Here is a 16,789-nt window from a genome sequence, read left to right as displayed (position 1 = left end):
GCGGGCGACGCCGGCCGCGGGCAGTCGTTGATCGTGTGGGCGATCGCCGAGGGCCGGGCGGCGGCCGCGTCGGTCGACCGGTACCTCACGGGCGAGACCGTGCTGCCGAGCCCGGTCACGGCCTTCGACCGCGCGTTCTCCTGATCCGACCGGGGACGGAGCACCGGGAATAGCGCGGGGAAATCTCCGGTTGTGGGGGATGGATCCGCGCTCAGCGGATCCGGATCCACGACGAGAGGACTGACATGACCAGAGTGACGGTGATCGGCGGCAGCGGATACGCGGGTTCGCACATCGTGGAGGCCGCGGCTGTGCGCGGGCTCGAGGTGACGAGCGTGAGTCGCGGCGATGCCGCCGAGCAGATCTCGGGCGTGCGCTACGCGAAGGGCTCGATCGCGGAGCCCGCAGACCGCGCCGCCGCGCTCGACGGGGCGGACGTCGTGATCGTCTCCGTGTCGCCGCGCGGCGACATGGCGGGCCGTACGCGCCCGGCGATCGCGCAGCTGGCGGCCGAGGCCGCCGAGGCGGGGGTGCGCCTGGGAGTGATCGGCGGGGCCGGATCGCTGCTGCAGAGCGAGGGAGGGGACCTCGTGATGAACGGCCCGGACTTCGCGGATGCCGTCAAGCCCGAGGCCGGCGAGATGGGAGGCGTGCTCGATGATCTGCGCGCGGCGCCCGAGTCGCTCGACTGGTTCCTGGTGAGCCCCGCCGCGTCCTTCGGGGCCTGGGTGCCCGGCGAGTACCGAGGCGAGTACCGGATCGGCGGCGACGTGCTGCTCACCGATGCCGACGGCAAGTCGGAGATCTCGGGGGCCGACTTCGGTGTGGCGATCGTCGACGAGATCGAGGATCCGAAGCACCGCAGAGCCCGCTTCACGGTCGCGTACTGAGCTCAGTCCCGGCGGCCAGGCTGCGGGGAGGCCGGCAGCCTGGCCGCCCGCTGACTATTTGGGGATGGACGCTCGGTAGAGGAACGCGGCCATGGCTTCGCGCGTCACGGAGTGCTTCGGTAGATACTTCGGCTTGCCCGAGGGCTGCTGGGCGCCGGTGGAAACCCCGATCCAATGCATCCACGTGATCTCACGGTAGAACTTGTCACCCTTCCCCATATCGGCGAACGGTGAGGCGTTGGGGGAGGAGAATGAACGTTGCGGATCGGCGCGATAGAAGAATGCTGCCATTGCCTCACGCGTCACTTTTGCCTTGGGCTCGTACTTCGGCTTGCCGGATTTCTGCTTGATGCCGGTGGAGAGGCCCTGCTGGTGCATCCAGGCGATCTCGTTGTAGAACTTTTCGCCCTTCTTCACGTCGGAGAACGGCGAGTTCGCCGGGCCCGTGTAGCTGGCTTTGCTGTTCCGGTACAGGAACGCGGCCATCGCCTCGCGGGTGATGCCGTCCTTGGGCAGGTATTTCGGCGAACCGGAGGGCTGCTTCACTCCAGTGGAAAGGCCCATTCCGCGCATGTACGAGATCTCGGCGGAGAACTTATGCGACAGAGCGACATCTCTGAATGAGGCTGCGGGGTTGATCGTGAGGGCGTACGGCTGGTTCCAGAGGCCGGTGAATGACTCGCTGCGCACTGAGATGTAGCTTTTGCCGTTGTAGAGATACACCGGTGTAGACGCGATCAGTCTGCCGTCGGAGTGCGCGTCATCCAAGGTGTATTGGAAGGTTCGCTGACTCTCGGGGAACGGGCGGCTTGCGGTGACGGAGAAATCGGAGAAGGTGTCGCCGTGCATAGACTTCGGAAAGGTGAAGTTGATCGAAACGTAGCCGCCCTTGGGCATGTTGATGACGAAAACGTCGGTGTCCTCTTCATCGGGGAGGCTCACTCCACCGGTATTGCCGGTCACCGTCTGCCCGAGCCGGATCGTATTCGCCGTCTCGAGCGTGTCGTTCGGCTCGGTCTCGGTGATCGGAGTGGCAGCGGCGTGCACCTCAATCAAGTCTGTCGGGATCGGCGATTCGCCTTCCTCCGCCGAAGCGGCCCGGGCGCCGACGGACAAGGTCAGTGCCGATAGCGCCAGCGCGAGAGCCGACCCGGCTGCGATGGCGCTCGTCGTCCAGGGTGCGGCCGGTACGGGGGTGGGTGATGTGTACATGGGGAGAACCTTCTTCGAGGATCGGAGCGGGGACTGCGTCGTCTGTGGCACGTCAAGAGGGTGTACCGATCCTGTGGAGGAATGCGGCCATCGCCTCGCGCGACACGGAGGTCTTGGGGGCGTACTTCGGCTTGCCGGTGGGTTGCGCGATGCCGGTGGAGATGCCGGTCTGGTGCATCCAGGCGATCTCCTTGTAGAATTTGTCGCCCCTCTTCACATCGGAGAACGGTGAGGTCGCAGGCCCCTGCGTTGTAGCTGTGGACCAGCGGTACATGAATGCGGCCATCGCCTCGCGCGACACCTTCGCCTTCGGGGCGTATTTCGGCTTGCCCGAGGTTTGCTTGATGCCGGTCGAGAGGCCCTGCTGATGCATCCAGGCGATCTCGTTGTAAAATTTATCGCCCTTCTTCACATCCGCGAACGGCGAGACCACCGGCCCCTGGTAGCCGCCCCCGGTCTGCCTGTACAGGAAAGCGGCCATCGCCTCGCGGCTCACGCCGTCCTTCGGTAGATACTTCGGCTTGCCCGACGACTGCTTCACTCCCGTCGAGAGTTTCGACCAGTGCATCCAGTCGATCTCGGAGAAGAACTGATGCGAAACGCTGACGTCCTGGAACGGCAGCAGCAGGTTCACTCTGAGCTTGTACGGTTTACCCCAGCCCCGCTGCGAGGTGGTGGCTCGAACCTGAATGTAGCTCGTCCCCTTGGGAAGATAGAACGGTCGGGCGGCGAGCGCCTTCCCGTCGGCGTCGTCGCGATCCAACGGTATCTGCGTGACGAAGGCGCTGTTCGCCGCATGTGTGCCGATGACGTTGCCGTTCGCATCGTGCGCGGAGAGCGTGAAGTTCACGCCAGTGAGAACGGGCTTCGGGTAGGTGAAGTTCACCACCGCCTGCCCGGCCTTGGACATGGTGACGCGATACCAGTCTGCGTCGAAGTTGCCGCCCAGGTTCGTGGCGGCCGAGCCGTTGATCGTCGAGCCGACCGGCAGCGGGGTCGCCGTGGAGTGATCGTTGTTGTACTCCTTCTCGATGAGCCCGCTCGTGTGCGTCGCGGTGAGGGTGTAGGGCCTGTTCCACCCGGCTGCGTATGTCGACTGGCTGTAGACGCTGATGTACACGTCGCCTGCGCTGAAGAACATGCCCAGGTTTTCGAGGGTCGTGTGGCCCTGGGTGCCGTAGAGCAATTGATCGTAGACCTGATGCGGGTTGTTGGCATGGTAGACGGTCACCATGAAGGCATCCTCTTGACTGACCGGCCCGGAAGGAGTCTCAAACCGTAGGGACACCTTGAGACGTCCATCCGAGGGAATCGCCACCCTGAACATGTCGGTGTCGTTCGTACCGCCCGATGCCACGCCCAGCATTTGGCGCCCGAGCGGCAGAGCGTTCGCCTGATTCGGGAGGTTGTTCGGCTCCACCTCGTTCAGCGGGGGGCCGGACGCGGCGGCACCGGGACCGCTTTGGGACGGAAGAGGTGCGGAGTCGGTGAGCGGCGACAGGTCCGGCTCGCCGACGCTCGGTACTGTGCTGTGGTGCGTCTCCGGCACCGCCGCGGGCTCGCTCGGAGCAGCGGGCGTTTCGGGTGCGTCGCCAGGATCGGCGGAATCGTCTGCGACCTCGTCGCCCAGCGGGTCACCGTCGAGGACCTCAGCCGCATCCGGTACGACACCGTCTTCGGCGAATGCGCCGGTGCCGATCGCGGGCAGGCCTATCGCGGATATGCCCAGCAGCAGACCGGTTCCGAGCGCCGACAGACGTGCCAAGATCCTGCGATCGCCGAATTGAGCCGGCGATGCGTGATTGATGTGTCTCTTCATGGTGTCATCTCCCTCGCTTGCAGGCCTTTGCATTCGGCAGAGCTCCGGTGGACACGATCAAGTACGGTCGTCGCGATCGAATCGCGGGAGCTGGTTCTATCACACCGCAGTTGGACTCGATATGGGGCCGGGCCGACCCGATCCGTACAAGATCCGTACGGTGAGAACACGCGTGCGCAGCATCTGAAATCGGCCATCTGCTGCGTCCGGTCGAGCTGGTCCGTTCTTCCGGAATATGAGAAACTTCTGAGACGCCGATGCCATTGGAGTGCTCATGCCGGAGCCGCACCCTGCAGATGAGCTGGGGAGGATCTCCAGCCGTCAAGACCTCGCTCGGGGTCTCACCGCTCTCAGAGAGGAAGCGCGCAAGACGATTCGCGAACTCTCGCTCGAAACCGGCGTCCCGTCTGCCACGATCGGCGGCTACTGCAGCGGCCGGCATCTGCCGGCCCTCACGCACCTCGATCCGTTCCTGTCCGTGCTGGGGGCACTCGGGGTCCAACGTACCGGGCCCTGGGTCGAAGCGGTGAAGCGCGTTAGGTGGGCTGGGCACCCCCGCTCGGTCGATGAGGCGGCGCCGTACAGGGGGCTGGAAAGCTATGACGTCGGCGACGCGCGGTGGTTCTTCGGTCGCGGGCAACCGACCGAGGAGGTGCTCGCCCTCGTCAGGAAGCGGAAGGACACCGGGGGAGTGATCGCGGTGGTGGGCGCCTCGGGATCCGGCAAGTCCTCGTTGCTGCGCGCTGGTGTGCTCGCCGCGGTCGAGCGCGGAGAGCTCGGTGACGGCTGGTGGGGTGGCGTCATGACTCCGGGCGATGCGCCGATCACCCTGCTCGAGGCGACACTCGCCGGGGCTCCCGCCGACGGGCGGGTCGTGCTCGTCGTCGATCAGCTCGAGGAGCTCTTCGCCGAAGAGATCGGGCTGCACGAACGGGACGAGTTCGTGAGGCGGCTGATCGAACTCGGCGAATCCTGCATCGTCGTCCTCGGGATGCGGGCGGACTTCTACGGCGCGGCGACACGGGTATCAGGGTTGATCCCGTTCCTGCAGCACGCGCAGATCGTGCTGGGGCCGATGGGCGAAGAGGATCTGCGCTCGGCCATCGTCGAGCCGTCCCGGGTCGCGGGAGCCGACCTCGACCCCGAGCTGGTCACTCGTGTGGTCGGGGATATCGCTCCTAGCCGCAGCGCATCGCGCGCGCACGACACCGGAATGCTGCCGTTGCTCTCCCACGCGATGCGGACGACCTGGGAGGCCGCTGCCGGGGCATCGCCCACCGTCGCGCACTACGAGTTGATCGGCGGAGTGTTCGGCGCGATCACCAGGTCCGCCGACGAGGTGTACGACGGGCTGTCAGATGACGCGCAGAATCTGGCGCAGCAGATCTTCTTGCGCCTGCTGCGCGACGACGGAGACCTGCTCACCAGGCGGAGGGTGCTCTGGGACGATCTCATCGATCCGGATCGTGAGGATCCCCTCGCCACCGAGGTGATCGAGGCTTTCATCGCGGCGCGCCTGTTGACCGTCGACGCTGAGACCGTCACCGTGGCTCATGAGGCACTGCTCGCATCCTGGCCGCGCATCGGCGAGTGGATCGAGGCCGACCGTGCGGGAATGCGGCTCCGGCGGCAGATCGGCGAAGCCGCGCTGGCCTGGGAGGAGTCCGGAAGGGATCCCGGGGCGCTCTGGCGCGGTGCCCGGCTGGAGCTCGCCGGCGACCTCGCCGCCGAACCGCGTCGAGGCGGTCTGAGCCGACTGGAGCGGGCCTTCGTGTCCACGGCGATCGAGGCCGCTGATTCCGAGGTGAGGCTCGCTCGGAGACGCTCCCGACGGCTGAAGCAGCTGCTGGGGGCCGTCGCCGTGCTCGCGGCGGTAGCGGTCGTGCTCGCAGGGTTCGCGATCACGGGCCAGAATGGAGCCAGAGAGGCGCGCGACGAGGCGCTCTCCCGCCAGATCGCGATCCAGGCGAACCTGCTCGCGGATACGGATCCGGCGCTCGCCCAGCAGCTGGCCGTGGCCGGGCATCGCATTTTCCCGTCGGTCGAGGCGCGTTCTGCGATGCTGGACATCGACTCGGGGATCGCGGTCACGCGCTTCGCGGTGCCGATCGGGCCGGCCTCGGTCTCGGCGTCGGCCGATGGAGGGCTCATCGCCACCGGCAACGTCGACGGGTCTCTGCGGCTGTTCGCCCAGGCGGACGGGAGTGTGCAGCAGATCGGCGAAGCCGAGATCGATCCGGATCACCCGATGTACGGAGTGGCGCTCACACCGGACGGATCGCTCGCCGCGATCGGAGGGACCGCCGATGTGGTTCGGCTCGTGGATACGAAGGATCCGGCTCGGCCGGTTCTGCTGCCGCAGCGATTGCAGGCCGGCGGGATCGAGGCGATGGCGTTCAGCCCCGACGGGCGCCTCCTGGTCGGCAGCAGCCGGTTCGAGACCGCTCACCGCTGGAGAATCGATGACGGCGGGATCGCAACCGAGCTCGGAGCCCTCACCGGCTTCGGCGGGCCGCTGCACGTGTCCGCGTTCAGCTCGGACGGCGGGCTGCTGGCCACTGCGAGCAACGACGGCGTGCTGCGCGTGTGGGATGCGGCGCATCCGGCGGCGACCGATACCCCGTCGGCCTCGTTCGATCTCGGGGCCGCGAGCAACCACGTGCTCGGCGTGAGCTTCAGCCCAGACGGCACGCTGCTGGCCGCCAGCACGCGGGACGGGCGCCTCCGCCTGTTCGAGGTGGGGGAGTCCTCGCTCACTCCTCGAGGCGCGCCGTTCGGCGATTTCGCCGCCCAGGTGAACGCGGTGGCCTTCCACCCGTCCGGGGCGGAGATCGTCGCCGGCGGGTCGGACGCCACGGTGCGCGTCTTCGACGCGCTCACGAGGGTGGAGATCGATCGCATGTCGAACACCACGCCGATCACCTCGCTTTCCTATCTCGATGATTCCCGGGAGGTGCTCGTCGGCGCGCCGGACGGGTACGTCCGCGTCTGGCGCCGCGCCGATTCGGTCCCGCCGGTCACCGTGATGCCGGGTGCGGACATCGCGCTCGACGCAGCGGGACGGCTGTTGGCAGTGGGGGTGAGGACTGCGACCGAGGGAGAGGTGATGCTGTGGGACACCTCGGAACCCTATCGCCCGTCTCTGCTCGCAGCCGGTGTGGACGTCGAGGGGTCCCAGCTCAACGGGACGATCGCGATGCGCGAGGACGGTTCGCTGCTCGCTGCGGGCACCGTCTCCGGCGAGGTTCGACTGCTCTCCCTGAATGCGGCGGGCTCGCACCCCGTGGCGACCCTGAACGCCTCGGACACGACCGTGCAGCATCTTGCTTTCGACACCACAGGATCGCTGCTGGCCGTTGCGACGGATGACGCGACCCTCTCGCTATGGAACGTGACGGACCCTTCGGTGCCGGAGCTGATCGATGACCTGCACGACGCTGCTGATCGGCTGCTCGGCGCGGCATTCGATCGGAGCGGCACCCTCCTCGCAGCGTCGAGTGCCGACACCAGGGTCTACGTGTACCGCGTCGACGCCGAGGCCGGTCTCGAAGCACTCGCCGTCATCGATGAGCCGGAGAACTTCGTGCACACCGTGGCGTTCTCGCCCGAGGACGCGATCCTCGCAGTGGGCAGCGCCGACCGTCGGATCAGACTGTACGATCTCTCCGACCCGCAGCGGCCTGCTCAGCTGGGCAGCGCGCTGCGCGGGCCAACCGGATACGTGCTCGAGGTGTCGTTCGCCGCGGACGGCGCTCATCTGGCGGCGGTCGCGGACGGTGTGGCCTGGGTGTGGGGCATCCAGCAGCCGGATCGCCCCGAACTGCTCGGAGCGCTGCGCGCATCCGACGGCGGACTGAGCGCGGTGCGGATCTCCCCGATCGATGACGCGATCCTGGCCGTCGGCGGAGACGCCAGACTGCTGAGCTGGGACCCGCACCCCTCCCGCGTCGAAAAGCGGCTGTGCGCGCTCTCGGGGACCTCGATCACTGCGGAGGAATGGGAGCAGTACGTCCCCGGGGCGGACTACGCGCCGCCCTGCGCGGATGCGTGAGTTGTGCAGCCGGACCTGATCGGACACGCCGCCGGTGCGGCGGCCCGCGGTCGCGACCTTACTAGGCTGGAGGAGTGGATCTTGAACTGATCGATCGGTTGCGAACCGACCTCGACACGGCCGGATATCGCGTGGAGAAGATCTCGGTCCTGCTGGGATCGAGCGCCGATGCAGCGCGGCAGCGCGGTGTGCTCGCCCCGGCGCGGCGGGCGCTGCGGGGGCGGCGCGGCGCGCCGCTCGCGACCCTGGTGTCGGTGCTCCTGCTGGGGGGCCGCGTGGAGGGGTCAGCGCTCGACGCCGCCCTGCCGTCGCTCGGAGCCGAGGGCGCGCTTCGGCTGGGACTCGTGGAGCAAGATGCGGCAGGGGAACTCGGCGCCGCGCTGTCGCTGAATCCGGTGGAGGTCGCCGACGCACGGGCCGATCGGCCGCTGCACTGGTGGATCCTCTCGGATCTCGACGACCAGCTGCGCCGCGGTCCGGCTCGCGCCGAACACGTGATGGGCGTCGGCGGTGCGACGCGCTCGCTCATCGCCCAGGCGCCGCCGCGCGACGCGCGCCGGTGCCTCGATCTCGGCACCGGGTGCGGCATCGTCGCGATGCACCTCGCGCTGCGCGGGCGAGTGATCGCCACCGACATCTCGGAGCGGGCCCTGACGATGGCGCGCGCCAACGCGCGGCTGAACGGCGTCGAACAGCGGATCGAGTTCCGCCGGGGTGACCTGTTCGCGCCGGTCGCGGGGGAGCGCTTCGACCTGATCCTCTCGAATCCGCCGTTCGTGATCACCCCGCGAGACGCGCAGGCGCCGGTCTACGAGTACCGCGACGGCGGCATGACCGGCGACGCCCTCGCCGAGCGGGTGGTGCGGGAGGCCCCGGGGCTTCTCGCCGAGGGCGGCGAGCTGCTGTGCCTCGCGAACTGGGAGTCGCCCTGGGGCGGGAACGGGCTCGAACGGATCCGGGCGTGGATCGCGGCGGCGGCGGCGGCCGGTCCGCTCGACGCCTGGGTGATCGAGCGGGATCGGGTCGAGCCCGCGCAGTACGCGGAGACCTGGGCACGCGACGGGGGAGCGCGGCCGGGCTCGTCGGAGTTCGAGGGGCTCATTGAGTCGTGGCTGGCGGACTTCTCGGCGCGCCGGATCGTCGCGGTGGGACTCGGATCGATCCGCGTGCGCCGAGGTGCTGCGGTCCGCGGCGACGCAGGTGCGATCCACATCGAGCACGCCGCGGGCGGATACGGCGCCGAGGCGCCCGGGGCGCGGATGTCGAGCGCATTCGACGCGGGCATCGCGGCGGAGCTGATGAGCGACGCCGAAGTGCTGGCGACCCGCTGGCTGCTCGACGCGGCCGTGTCTGAGGAGCGGGAGCACCGGCCCGGAGAGGAAGCGCCGCGCTCGATCGTGCTCACCACCGATCGGCCGATCGCCCGGCGGGTCACCGCCGATCCGCTGCTGGCCGCCGCACTCGGCGCCTGCGACGGCGAACTCACGCTCGGGCAGATCGCGGACGCGCTCGCGACGCTGCTTGAGGTGGACGCGGACGCGGCGGCGGAGGCGCTCGTGTCGAGCGTGCGAGAGCTGTCCTGGTTCGGAATGCTCGCGGCGGGGAGCGGCGCGGCCGCCCGGTAGACTGGTTCGGTGATGCGAACCATTGATCTGCGGGGACGGGCACTCTCCCGAGGTGATCTGCTGCACCTCGTGCCGCGTGCCGCGGTGAGCGCGGAGGAGGCCGTCGAGCGGGTGCGTCCGCTGGTCTCCGCCGTCGCCGAGCGCGGTGAGGCGGCACTGCGTGAACAGGCCCGAGACTTCGACGGCGTCGAGGGGCATGCACTGCGCGTGCCGCCGGCGGCGATCGCCGAGTCCCTGGCGGACTGCCCGCCGGATGTCGAGGCCGCTCTGCGCGAGCTGATCTCCCGGCTGCGCCGCGCCTCTGCGGCGCAGGTGCCCGCCGAGCAGGTGACCCGCATGGCCGATGGCGCCGAGATCCGTCAGCGCTGGCAGCCGGTCTCGCGGGTCGGGCTGTACGCGCCCGGCGGCAAGGCGGCCTATCCTTCCTCGGTCATCATGAACGCGGTTTCGGCGCAGACCGCCGGCGTTCCCGGGCTCGCGCTCGCGTCGCCGGCGCAGCGCGACAACGGCGGCCTGCCGCACCCCGCCGTGCTCTGGGCCGCTGCCCTGTGCGGCATCGAGGAGGTCTACGCGATCGGCGGCGCCGGCGCCGTCGCCGCCTTCGCCCACGGGGTGCCGCAGATCGGCCTCGAACCCGTCGACGTCGTGACGGGGCCGGGCAACGTCTTCGTCGCAGCGGCGAAGCGCGTCGTGAGCGGCCGCGTCGGCATCGACTCCGAGGCCGGCACCACCGAGATCCTGGTGATCGCGGATGACTCGGCCGAACCCGGTTTCGTCGCCGCCGACCTCATCAGCCAGGCCGAGCACGACGAGGCCGCGGCCTCGGTGCTGGTCACCGACTCCGCCGAGCTCGTCGAGCGCGTGCTCGCGGAGGTGGCCGCCCGCGCACCTCGCACCCGGCACGCGGAGCGCGTCGCTACGGCGCTCGGGGGGCCGCAGTCGGCCGTGATCCTCGTCGACGACCTCCCCACGGCTGCCCGGGTGAGCAACGCCTACGGCCCGGAGCACCTCGAGATCCAGACGGCCGACGACGACGCCCTGCTCGCCCGGATCACCGACGCCGGCGCGGTCTTCGTCGGGGGATACACCCCCGTGAGCCTGGGCGATTACCTCGCGGGATCCAACCACGTGCTGCCCACGGGCGGCACCGCGCGCTTCGCGGCGGGGCTCGGAGCGCACACCTTCCTGCGCCCGCAGCAGATCATCAGCTACGACCGCGCGGCGCTCGCCGAGGTGGAGGCGCCGCTGCTCGCGCTGGCCGGCGCCGAGGGACTGCCGGCGCACGGCGAAGCCGTCAGCGCACGGTTCGAACGCGCCGGGACCGAGGAGGCTCGCTGATGCACTGTCCGTTCTGCAGGCACCCCGACTCCCGCGTGATCGACTCGCGCACCGCCGACGACGGGCTCTCGATCCGTCGCCGCCGCCAGTGCCCCGAGTGCGGCCGGCGCTTCACCACGACCGAGACCGCGAGCCTCACAGTGATCAAGCGCTCGGGCGTGGTCGAGCCCTTCAGCCGCGAGAAGGTCATGAGCGGCGTACGCAAGGCCTGCCAGGGGCGGCCGGTGACCGAGGCCGATCTGGCGATGCTCGCGCAGCAGGTTGAGGAGTCAGTGCGCTCCAGCGGCATCGCCCAGTTCGACGCGAACGAGATCGGACTCGCGATCCTGCCGCACCTGCGCGAGCTCGACGAGGTCGCCTACCTGCGCTTCGCGAGCGTGTACCAGGCCTTCGAGTCGCTCGCCGACTTCGACGCCGCGATCGCCGAGCTGCGCGCCCATCCGAGGGCCGCCCCCGAGACATCCGACCCGGGCGCCGTCGGCGCTCGATCCTCCGAGGAGTAACGCACATGCGTCTGTACCCGCTGCTGTTCAACACGGTGCTGCGGCGGATGGATCCCGAATTCGCGCACCACCTCGCGTTCCGCGTGATCCAGGCCGCGCCGCTGCTCGGCGGCATCGCCCGGCGGCTCTGCGCCCCGGATCCCTCGCTGCGGGTGCGAGCGCTCGGCACCGAGTTCCCCAGCCCCTTCGGCCTCGCTGCCGGGTTCGACAAGAACGCCGAGGGCATCCTGGGGCTCGGCGCGCTGGGCTTCGGGCACGTCGAGGTGGGCACGCTCACGCGGCACGCGCAGCCGGGCAACCCGAAGCCGCGCATGTTCAGGCTCCTGGCCGACCGCGGACTCATCAACCGGATGGGATTCAACAACGGGGGATCGGCGGCAGCCGTGCCCCGGGTGGAGCGTGCGCGGCTCGCGCGGCGCCGCCCCGTGATCGGGGTGAACATCGGCAAGAGCCGAGTGACCGAGGTCGAGGACGCCGTGCAGGACTACGTCTGGAGCGCTCAGCGCCTGGCGCCGATCTCCGACTACCTCGCGGTGAACGTGAGCTCGCCCAACACGCCCGGGCTGCGCGGGCTGCAGGAGCTCGAGATGCTCGAGCCATTGCTCGCGGCGGTGCACGAGGCGGCAGGCGGAACCCCGCTGCTCGTGAAGATCGCCCCCGACATGGAGGACGAGCAGATCGACGGCATCGTCGCGCTGGCGCAGCGGCTGGGCCTCGACGGGATCATCGCGACCAACACCACGATCTCGCGCGACGGCCTGAACGAGCCTGACTCGGCGGTCGAGCGGATGGGGGCGGGCGGCCTCTCCGGCGCACCGCTGCGACAGCGCTCGCTCGAGGTGCTGCGGCGGATCCGCGCGGTGGCCCCCGACCCCGGGTTCTGCGTGATCTCCGTGGGCGGGGTGACGACCGCGGAGGACGTGCTTGAGCGACTGCGCGCCGGTGCCACGCTGGTGCAGGGCTTCACGGCGTTCATCTACGAGGGGCCGCTGTGGGCGAGAGCGATCAACCGCGGGCTGCACCGCGCGGGATGGCGGGCGAGCGCCTAGTTCTGCGCAGCGTCGACCCGATACGCGAAACGGCCCCCGGGATCACCCGGGGGCCGTTGTTCGTTCCAGCTCGGCTCAGCTCGGCCGCTGGCCGCGCTTGACCTGCGGCTTCGGCACGCGCAGCGGACGGAACTGGAAGGCCCGCATGGCCGCGTACCAGCGGTACCCCGGCTGCACGCGATCCTCGCCGAACTTCTCTCCCAGCAGGCGCTTGAGGCGGAGGCCGAGGAAGACGGCGTCGATGATCGCGAGCCCGACGAAGGCCCAGATCGCCACGAGGCTGATGACCTGCATGATTCCGGGGATGAAGGTCATCACGAGCACGACAAGCATCATCGGGATCAGCAGCTCGCCGACACTCCAGCGGGCATCGACGTAGTCGCGAACGTACCGGCGCTGCGGTCCGCGGTCGCGCGGCCCCAGGAAGCGCTCGTCGCCCTCCATCATGCCGAGGCGGGCCCGCTCGCGCGCGTTCGCCTGCTGACGGCGCTGCTCCTTCACGACCGACTTGTCCTTGGACCCGACGATCGGACGGGCGTTCGCGGCCTCGGCCTGCTTGCGCGACGGTGTGGGGCGGCCCTTGCCGACCGCACCGCGGTCGTCCGCTCCCTGGCCGTTCGCGTCGGCCGCGTTCTCAACGCCCTTCTTCGCCACGCCTGTCCTCTCGTTCCGCGCGTTCCGCGCTCGATGCCTGTGGGGCGCCGGCCCGATGCCGACGATTCTTACCAGGATACCGCGCCTTGCGGCCGCGCTGTCCCCGCTGCGAGCGGTAGACTAGTGGCACGGATCGGCGCATGAGCGAGGAGTAGGCATGAGCACTGACATGATCGCTTCGGAGGGCGGCGTGGCGGCCCCCGAACGGGCCCACGGCGTGCAGTTGAGCGAGGCCGCGCAGGAAAAGGTGCGCAGCCTGCTCGCCCAGGAGGGGCGGGACGATCTGCGCCTGCGCATCGCGGTGCAGCCCGGGGGCTGCTCGGGGCTCATCTACCAGCTGTTCTTCGACGAGCGAGAGCTCGAGAACGACGCCGTTGTCGACTTCGACGGGGTGCAGGTCGTGGTCGACGCCATGAGCATCCCCTACCTCGGCGGGGCCACGATCGATTTCGAGGACACGATCCAGAAGCAGGGCTTCACCATCGACAATCCCAACGCCCAGGGGAGCTGCGCCTGCGGCGACAGCTTCAGCTGAGCGGCGACTGCGCCACGAGTATCCGCGACACCCCTGCTTGGTTCGGGGAACGCTCGGGATCGCGCTAAGCTATCAGGGAGTCATCAGCTTCGCCTGCATTCGGTGCAGGCGAGAAACATTTCGAAAGGTATGCGGTGCGTTCCAATCGTCGAATGAAATGGGTTGCGGCCCCGGTGGTGCTCTCGGCGGCACTGCTGCTTGCCGGCTGCACCCCCGAGCAGCAGCGTGGCTTCCTGCCCGAAGGGTCAGAAGGGGCCACCAACCATACGGACGGCATCACCGGGCTGTGGGTGACCTCCTGGATCGTGCTGCTCGCAGTCGGCGTGATCACGTGGGGCCTCGTGATCTGGGCCACGATCGCGTACCGTCGCCGCAAGGGTCAGACCGGCCTGCCGGTGCAGATGCGGTACAACATGCCGATCGAGACCTTCTTCACGGTCGTCCCCGTCATCCTCGTGCTCGGGTTCTTCGCCTTCACCGCGCAGGAGCAGAGCAAGATCGAGCAGCGGTACGAGACCCCCGAGAACGTGGTCGAGGTCCTCGGTAAGCGCTGGGCGTGGGACTTCAACTACGTGAGCGACGACGTCTACTTCCAGGGCGTCCAGGTGCAGACGGACGACGAGGGCGAGGCCACGGACGACACGATGCCGGTGCTCTACCTGCCCGTCGACAAGACCACAGAGGTGCGCCTCGAGACCCGCGACGTCATTCACTCCTTCTGGGTGGTCGAGTACCTCTACAAGAAGGACATGATCCCCGGCCAGACCAACTACATGAGCTTCACGCCGACCAAGACCGGCACGTTCATGGGCAAGTGCGCCGAGCTCTGCGGCGAGTACCACTCGATGATGCTCTTCCAGTTGAAGGTCGTCGAGCAGGACGAGTACGACGCGTACATCGAGTCGCTGCGAGCAGCGGGCAACACCGGGCAGGTGACGACGGAGTTCAATCCGAACCAGGAGTACCTCTCCGTCGACAACGACACCGCCAAGTCGCAGAACGAGTAACGAGGGATAACAAGAACATGAAGAAGGGCAATGTCATTGTCTCGTGGCTGACGTCCACGGACCACAAGGTGATCGGGTACATGTACCTGATCAGCTCCTTCGTGTGGTTCCTGATCGGCGGCCTGATGGCTCTTGTCATCCGCGCGCAGCTGTTCGCACCGAACCTCGAGGTCGTCGTGACCAAGGAGCAGTACAACCAGCTGTTCACGATGCACGGCACGATCATGCTGCTCATGTTCGCCACCCCGCTCTTCGCGGGCTTCGCGAACGTGCTCATGCCGCTGCAGATCGGCGCACCCGACGTCGCGTTCCCGCGACTCAACGCGTTCGCGTTCTGGCTCTACACCTTCGGCTCGCTCATCGCGGTCGGCGGCTTCCTCACCCCGCAGGGCGCGGCGTCCTTCGGATGGTTCGCCTATTCGCCGCTCTCGAGCATGACCTATTCTCCGGGCGTGGGAGGCAACCTCTGGGTGCTCGGCCTGGGTATCAGCGGCTTCGGCACGATCATGGGCGGCGTGAACTTCATCACGACGATCATCACGATGCGCGCGCCCGGCATGACGATGTGGCGCATGTCCGTGTTCACCTGGAACACGCTGATCACCTCGATCCTCGTGCTGCTCGTCTTCCCGGTGCTCGCAGCGGCGATGTTCGCCCTCGCTGCCGACCGCATCTTCGACGCCCAGATCTACAACGGCGAGGGCGGAGCTATCCTCTGGCAGCACCTCTTCTGGTTCTTCGGTCACCCAGAGGTGTACATCATCGCGCTACCCTTCTTCGGCATCGTCTCCGAGATCTTCCCGGTGTTCAGCCGCAAGCCGATCTTCGGTTATAAGACTCTGATCTACGCGACCATCGCGATCGCCGCGCTGTCGATGACGGTGTGGGCGCACCACATGTACGTCACCGGATCGGTGCTGCTGCCGTTCTTCGCGCTCATGACGATGCTCATCGCTGTGCCGACCGGTGTGAAGATCTTCAACTGGCTGGGCACCATGTGGCGCGGCTCGATCACCTTCGAGACGCCGATGCTCTGGTCGCTCGGCTTCCTGGTCACCTTCGTCTTCGGTGGCCTGACGGGCGTCATCCTCGCATCGCCGGCTCTCGACTTCCACCTGTCGGACACCTACTTCGTGGTGGCGCACTTCCACTACGTGGTCTTCGGCACCGTCGTGTTCGCGATGTTCGCTGGCTTCTACTTCTGGTGGCCGAAGTGGACGGGCAAGATGCTCGACGAGCGCCTTGGCAAGATCCACTTCTGGACGCTCTTCATCGGCTTCCACATGACCTTCCTCGTGCAGCACTGGCTGGGCGTCATGGCGATGCCGCGTCGCTACTACACCTACCTGCCGTCGGACGGCGTGACCTGGGGCAACCAGCTGTCGACGATTGGTGCGATCGTGCTCGGCGCCTCGATGATCCCGTTCTTGCTGAACGTGTACGTGACCGCGCGTCGGGCTCCCAAGGTGACCGTCAACGATCCGTGGGGCTACGGGCGCTCGCTCGAGTGGGCCACCTCCTGTCCGCCGCCGCGTCACAACTTCACCTCGATCCCGCGTATCCGCTCGGAGTCTCCCGCGTTCGACCTCAACCATCCAGAGGTCAGCGGTATCGAGCAGCCGGTGCGCGCGAGCGAACTCGCGAAGTGACCCCGAGGAGAACTGAACCATGAAATCCAACATCGTCCTCTTCTGGATCCTCACGGTGTACCTCCTGGCTGTCGCAGGCATCTACGCGCTGTGGAATTCCCTTTCCGGCCATGCTTTCGATTGGCCGGTAACCACGCTCATCGCCGTTTCGGCTGGACTCACCTCCTTCATCGCGATCTATCTCATGCTCGTGCAGAAGAAGCAGGGCGGGGTGCTCGTCGAGGACCGCGAGGACTCGGACATCGACGACGGCGATCCCGAGCTCGGCGAGTTCAGCCCCTGGAGCTGGTGGCCTCTGTTCCTGGCCTTCGGTGCCTCCGTCGTCGTGCTCGGGCTCTGCATCGGCTTCAACTTCTGGCTGTCGTTCATCGCCCTGCCGCTCGTGCTGGTCGGCGTGGTCGGCTGGGTGTACGAGTACTACCGCGGCAACTTCGCCCGATAGCCGATAGAGGATCGA

Annotated in this window: 13 protein-coding genes; 10 read left to right on the top strand and 3 right to left on the bottom strand. The window is 68.1% G+C overall.

Annotated features, from left to right (window positions below; translation table 11 throughout):
• Positions 1-245 precede the first annotated feature (245 nt).
• On the top strand, positions 246-890 hold the full coding sequence (locus tag AMS65_RS10685; protein WP_053384107.1) for an NAD(P)-dependent oxidoreductase: 645 nt from the start codon (positions 246-248) through the stop codon (positions 888-890).
• Between the two features lie 54 nt (positions 891-944).
• On the opposite strand, the gene AMS65_RS10680 is transcribed toward AMS65_RS10685, so the two are convergent.
• Together AMS65_RS10680 and AMS65_RS10675 are read right to left on the bottom strand one after the other, a co-directional pair.
• Complete coding sequence (locus tag AMS65_RS10680) at positions 945-2,102, bottom strand: S-layer homology domain-containing protein (protein ID WP_083451601.1); 1,158 nt, start codon at positions 2,100-2,102, stop codon at positions 945-947.
• Between the two features lie 52 nt (positions 2,103-2,154).
• Positions 2,155-3,921 carry an S-layer homology domain-containing protein gene (locus tag AMS65_RS10675; protein ID WP_053384105.1) on the bottom strand — a complete coding sequence of 589 codons (1,767 nt, stop codon included), beginning with the start codon at positions 3,919-3,921 and terminating at the stop codon, positions 2,155-2,157.
• A gap of 274 nt (positions 3,922-4,195) precedes the next feature.
• On the opposite strand from AMS65_RS10675, the gene AMS65_RS10670 reads away from it, so the two are divergent.
• From AMS65_RS10670 to AMS65_RS10650, 5 genes are all read left to right on the top strand, one after another.
• On the top strand, positions 4,196-7,972 hold the full coding sequence (locus tag AMS65_RS10670) for an nSTAND1 domain-containing NTPase (RefSeq protein ID WP_053384104.1): 3,777 nt from the start codon (positions 4,196-4,198) through the stop codon (positions 7,970-7,972).
• Positions 7,973-8,046: 74 nt separating this feature from the next.
• Positions 8,047-9,597: a class I SAM-dependent methyltransferase gene (locus AMS65_RS10665; RefSeq protein WP_053384103.1), complete on the top strand. Its 1,551-nt coding sequence runs from the start codon at positions 8,047-8,049 to the stop codon at positions 9,595-9,597.
• A gap of 12 nt (positions 9,598-9,609) precedes the next feature.
• Positions 9,610-10,935: a histidinol dehydrogenase gene (gene hisD, locus AMS65_RS10660; RefSeq protein ID WP_053384102.1), complete on the top strand. Its 1,326-nt coding sequence runs from the start codon at positions 9,610-9,612 to the stop codon at positions 10,933-10,935.
• Positions 10,935-11,438, top strand: coding sequence for a transcriptional regulator NrdR (nrdR, locus tag AMS65_RS10655; RefSeq protein WP_053384101.1), 504 nt, complete (start codon positions 10,935-10,937; stop codon positions 11,436-11,438). Before hisD ends, nrdR begins: the two co-directional genes overlap by 1 nt.
• Positions 11,439-11,449: 11 nt before the next feature.
• On the top strand, positions 11,450-12,487 hold the full coding sequence (locus AMS65_RS10650) for a quinone-dependent dihydroorotate dehydrogenase (RefSeq protein WP_053384165.1): 1,038 nt from the start codon (positions 11,450-11,452) through the stop codon (positions 12,485-12,487).
• Positions 12,488-12,562: 75 nt separating this feature from the next.
• Here the strand turns inward: AMS65_RS10650 and AMS65_RS10645 are convergent, their stop codons facing one another.
• Positions 12,563-13,141, bottom strand: a complete 579-nt coding sequence (locus AMS65_RS10645) for a DUF3043 domain-containing protein (RefSeq protein ID WP_083451599.1) — start codon at positions 13,139-13,141, stop codon at positions 12,563-12,565.
• 157 nt (positions 13,142-13,298) lie between these two features.
• On the opposite strand from AMS65_RS10645, the gene erpA reads away from it, so the two are divergent.
• From erpA to ctaF, 4 genes are all read left to right on the top strand, one after another.
• Positions 13,299-13,676, top strand: a complete 378-nt coding sequence (gene erpA / locus AMS65_RS10640) for an iron-sulfur cluster insertion protein ErpA (protein ID WP_193787020.1) — start codon at positions 13,299-13,301, stop codon at positions 13,674-13,676.
• 152 nt (positions 13,677-13,828) lie between these two features.
• Entirely contained in the window at positions 13,829-14,683 is an 855-nt protein-coding gene (ctaC, locus tag AMS65_RS10635) for an aa3-type cytochrome oxidase subunit II (protein ID WP_193787019.1), read from the top strand.
• Between the two features lie 17 nt (positions 14,684-14,700).
• Entirely contained in the window at positions 14,701-16,332 is a 1,632-nt protein-coding gene (gene ctaD / locus AMS65_RS10630; RefSeq protein ID WP_053384098.1) for an aa3-type cytochrome oxidase subunit I, read from the top strand.
• A gap of 19 nt (positions 16,333-16,351) precedes the next feature.
• Positions 16,352-16,774, top strand: a complete 423-nt coding sequence (gene ctaF, locus AMS65_RS10625) for an aa3-type cytochrome oxidase subunit IV (protein WP_053384097.1) — start codon at positions 16,352-16,354, stop codon at positions 16,772-16,774.
• Positions 16,775-16,789: the final 15 nt, after the last annotated feature.

The organism is Leucobacter celer subsp. astrifaciens (assembly GCF_001273835.1).
In the GTDB taxonomy this organism is placed as follows: Bacteria; Actinomycetota; Actinomycetes; order Actinomycetales; family Microbacteriaceae; genus Leucobacter; species Leucobacter celer.
Note: the sequence above shows the minus strand (reverse complement) of the source record. Positions and strands in the feature narration are given on the sequence as shown.

Excerpts from the sequence above, each read along its gene's own strand:
- ctaC (WP_193787019.1), top strand. The coding sequence starts at position 13,829 with ATGAAATGGGTTGCGGCCCCGGTGGTGCTCTCGGCGGCACTGCTGCTT.
- AMS65_RS10685 (WP_053384107.1), top strand. The coding sequence starts at position 246 with ATGACCAGAGTGACGGTGATCGGCGGCAGCGGATACGCGGGTTCGCAC.
- nrdR (WP_053384101.1), top strand. The coding sequence starts at position 10,935 with ATGCACTGTCCGTTCTGCAGGCACCCCGACTCCCGCGTGATCGACTCG.
- AMS65_RS10680 (WP_083451601.1), bottom strand. The coding sequence starts at position 2,102 with ATGTACACATCACCCACCCCCGTACCGGCCGCACCCTGGACGACGAGC.
- erpA (WP_193787020.1), top strand. The coding sequence starts at position 13,299 with ATGAGCACTGACATGATCGCTTCGGAGGGCGGCGTGGCGGCCCCCGAA.
- hisD (WP_053384102.1), top strand. The coding sequence starts at position 9,610 with ATGCGAACCATTGATCTGCGGGGACGGGCACTCTCCCGAGGTGATCTG.
- ctaF (WP_053384097.1), top strand. The coding sequence starts at position 16,352 with ATGAAATCCAACATCGTCCTCTTCTGGATCCTCACGGTGTACCTCCTG.
- ctaD (WP_053384098.1), top strand. The coding sequence starts at position 14,701 with ATGAAGAAGGGCAATGTCATTGTCTCGTGGCTGACGTCCACGGACCAC.
- AMS65_RS10675 (WP_053384105.1), bottom strand. The coding sequence starts at position 3,921 with ATGAAGAGACACATCAATCACGCATCGCCGGCTCAATTCGGCGATCGC.
- AMS65_RS10670 (WP_053384104.1), top strand. The coding sequence starts at position 4,196 with ATGCCGGAGCCGCACCCTGCAGATGAGCTGGGGAGGATCTCCAGCCGT.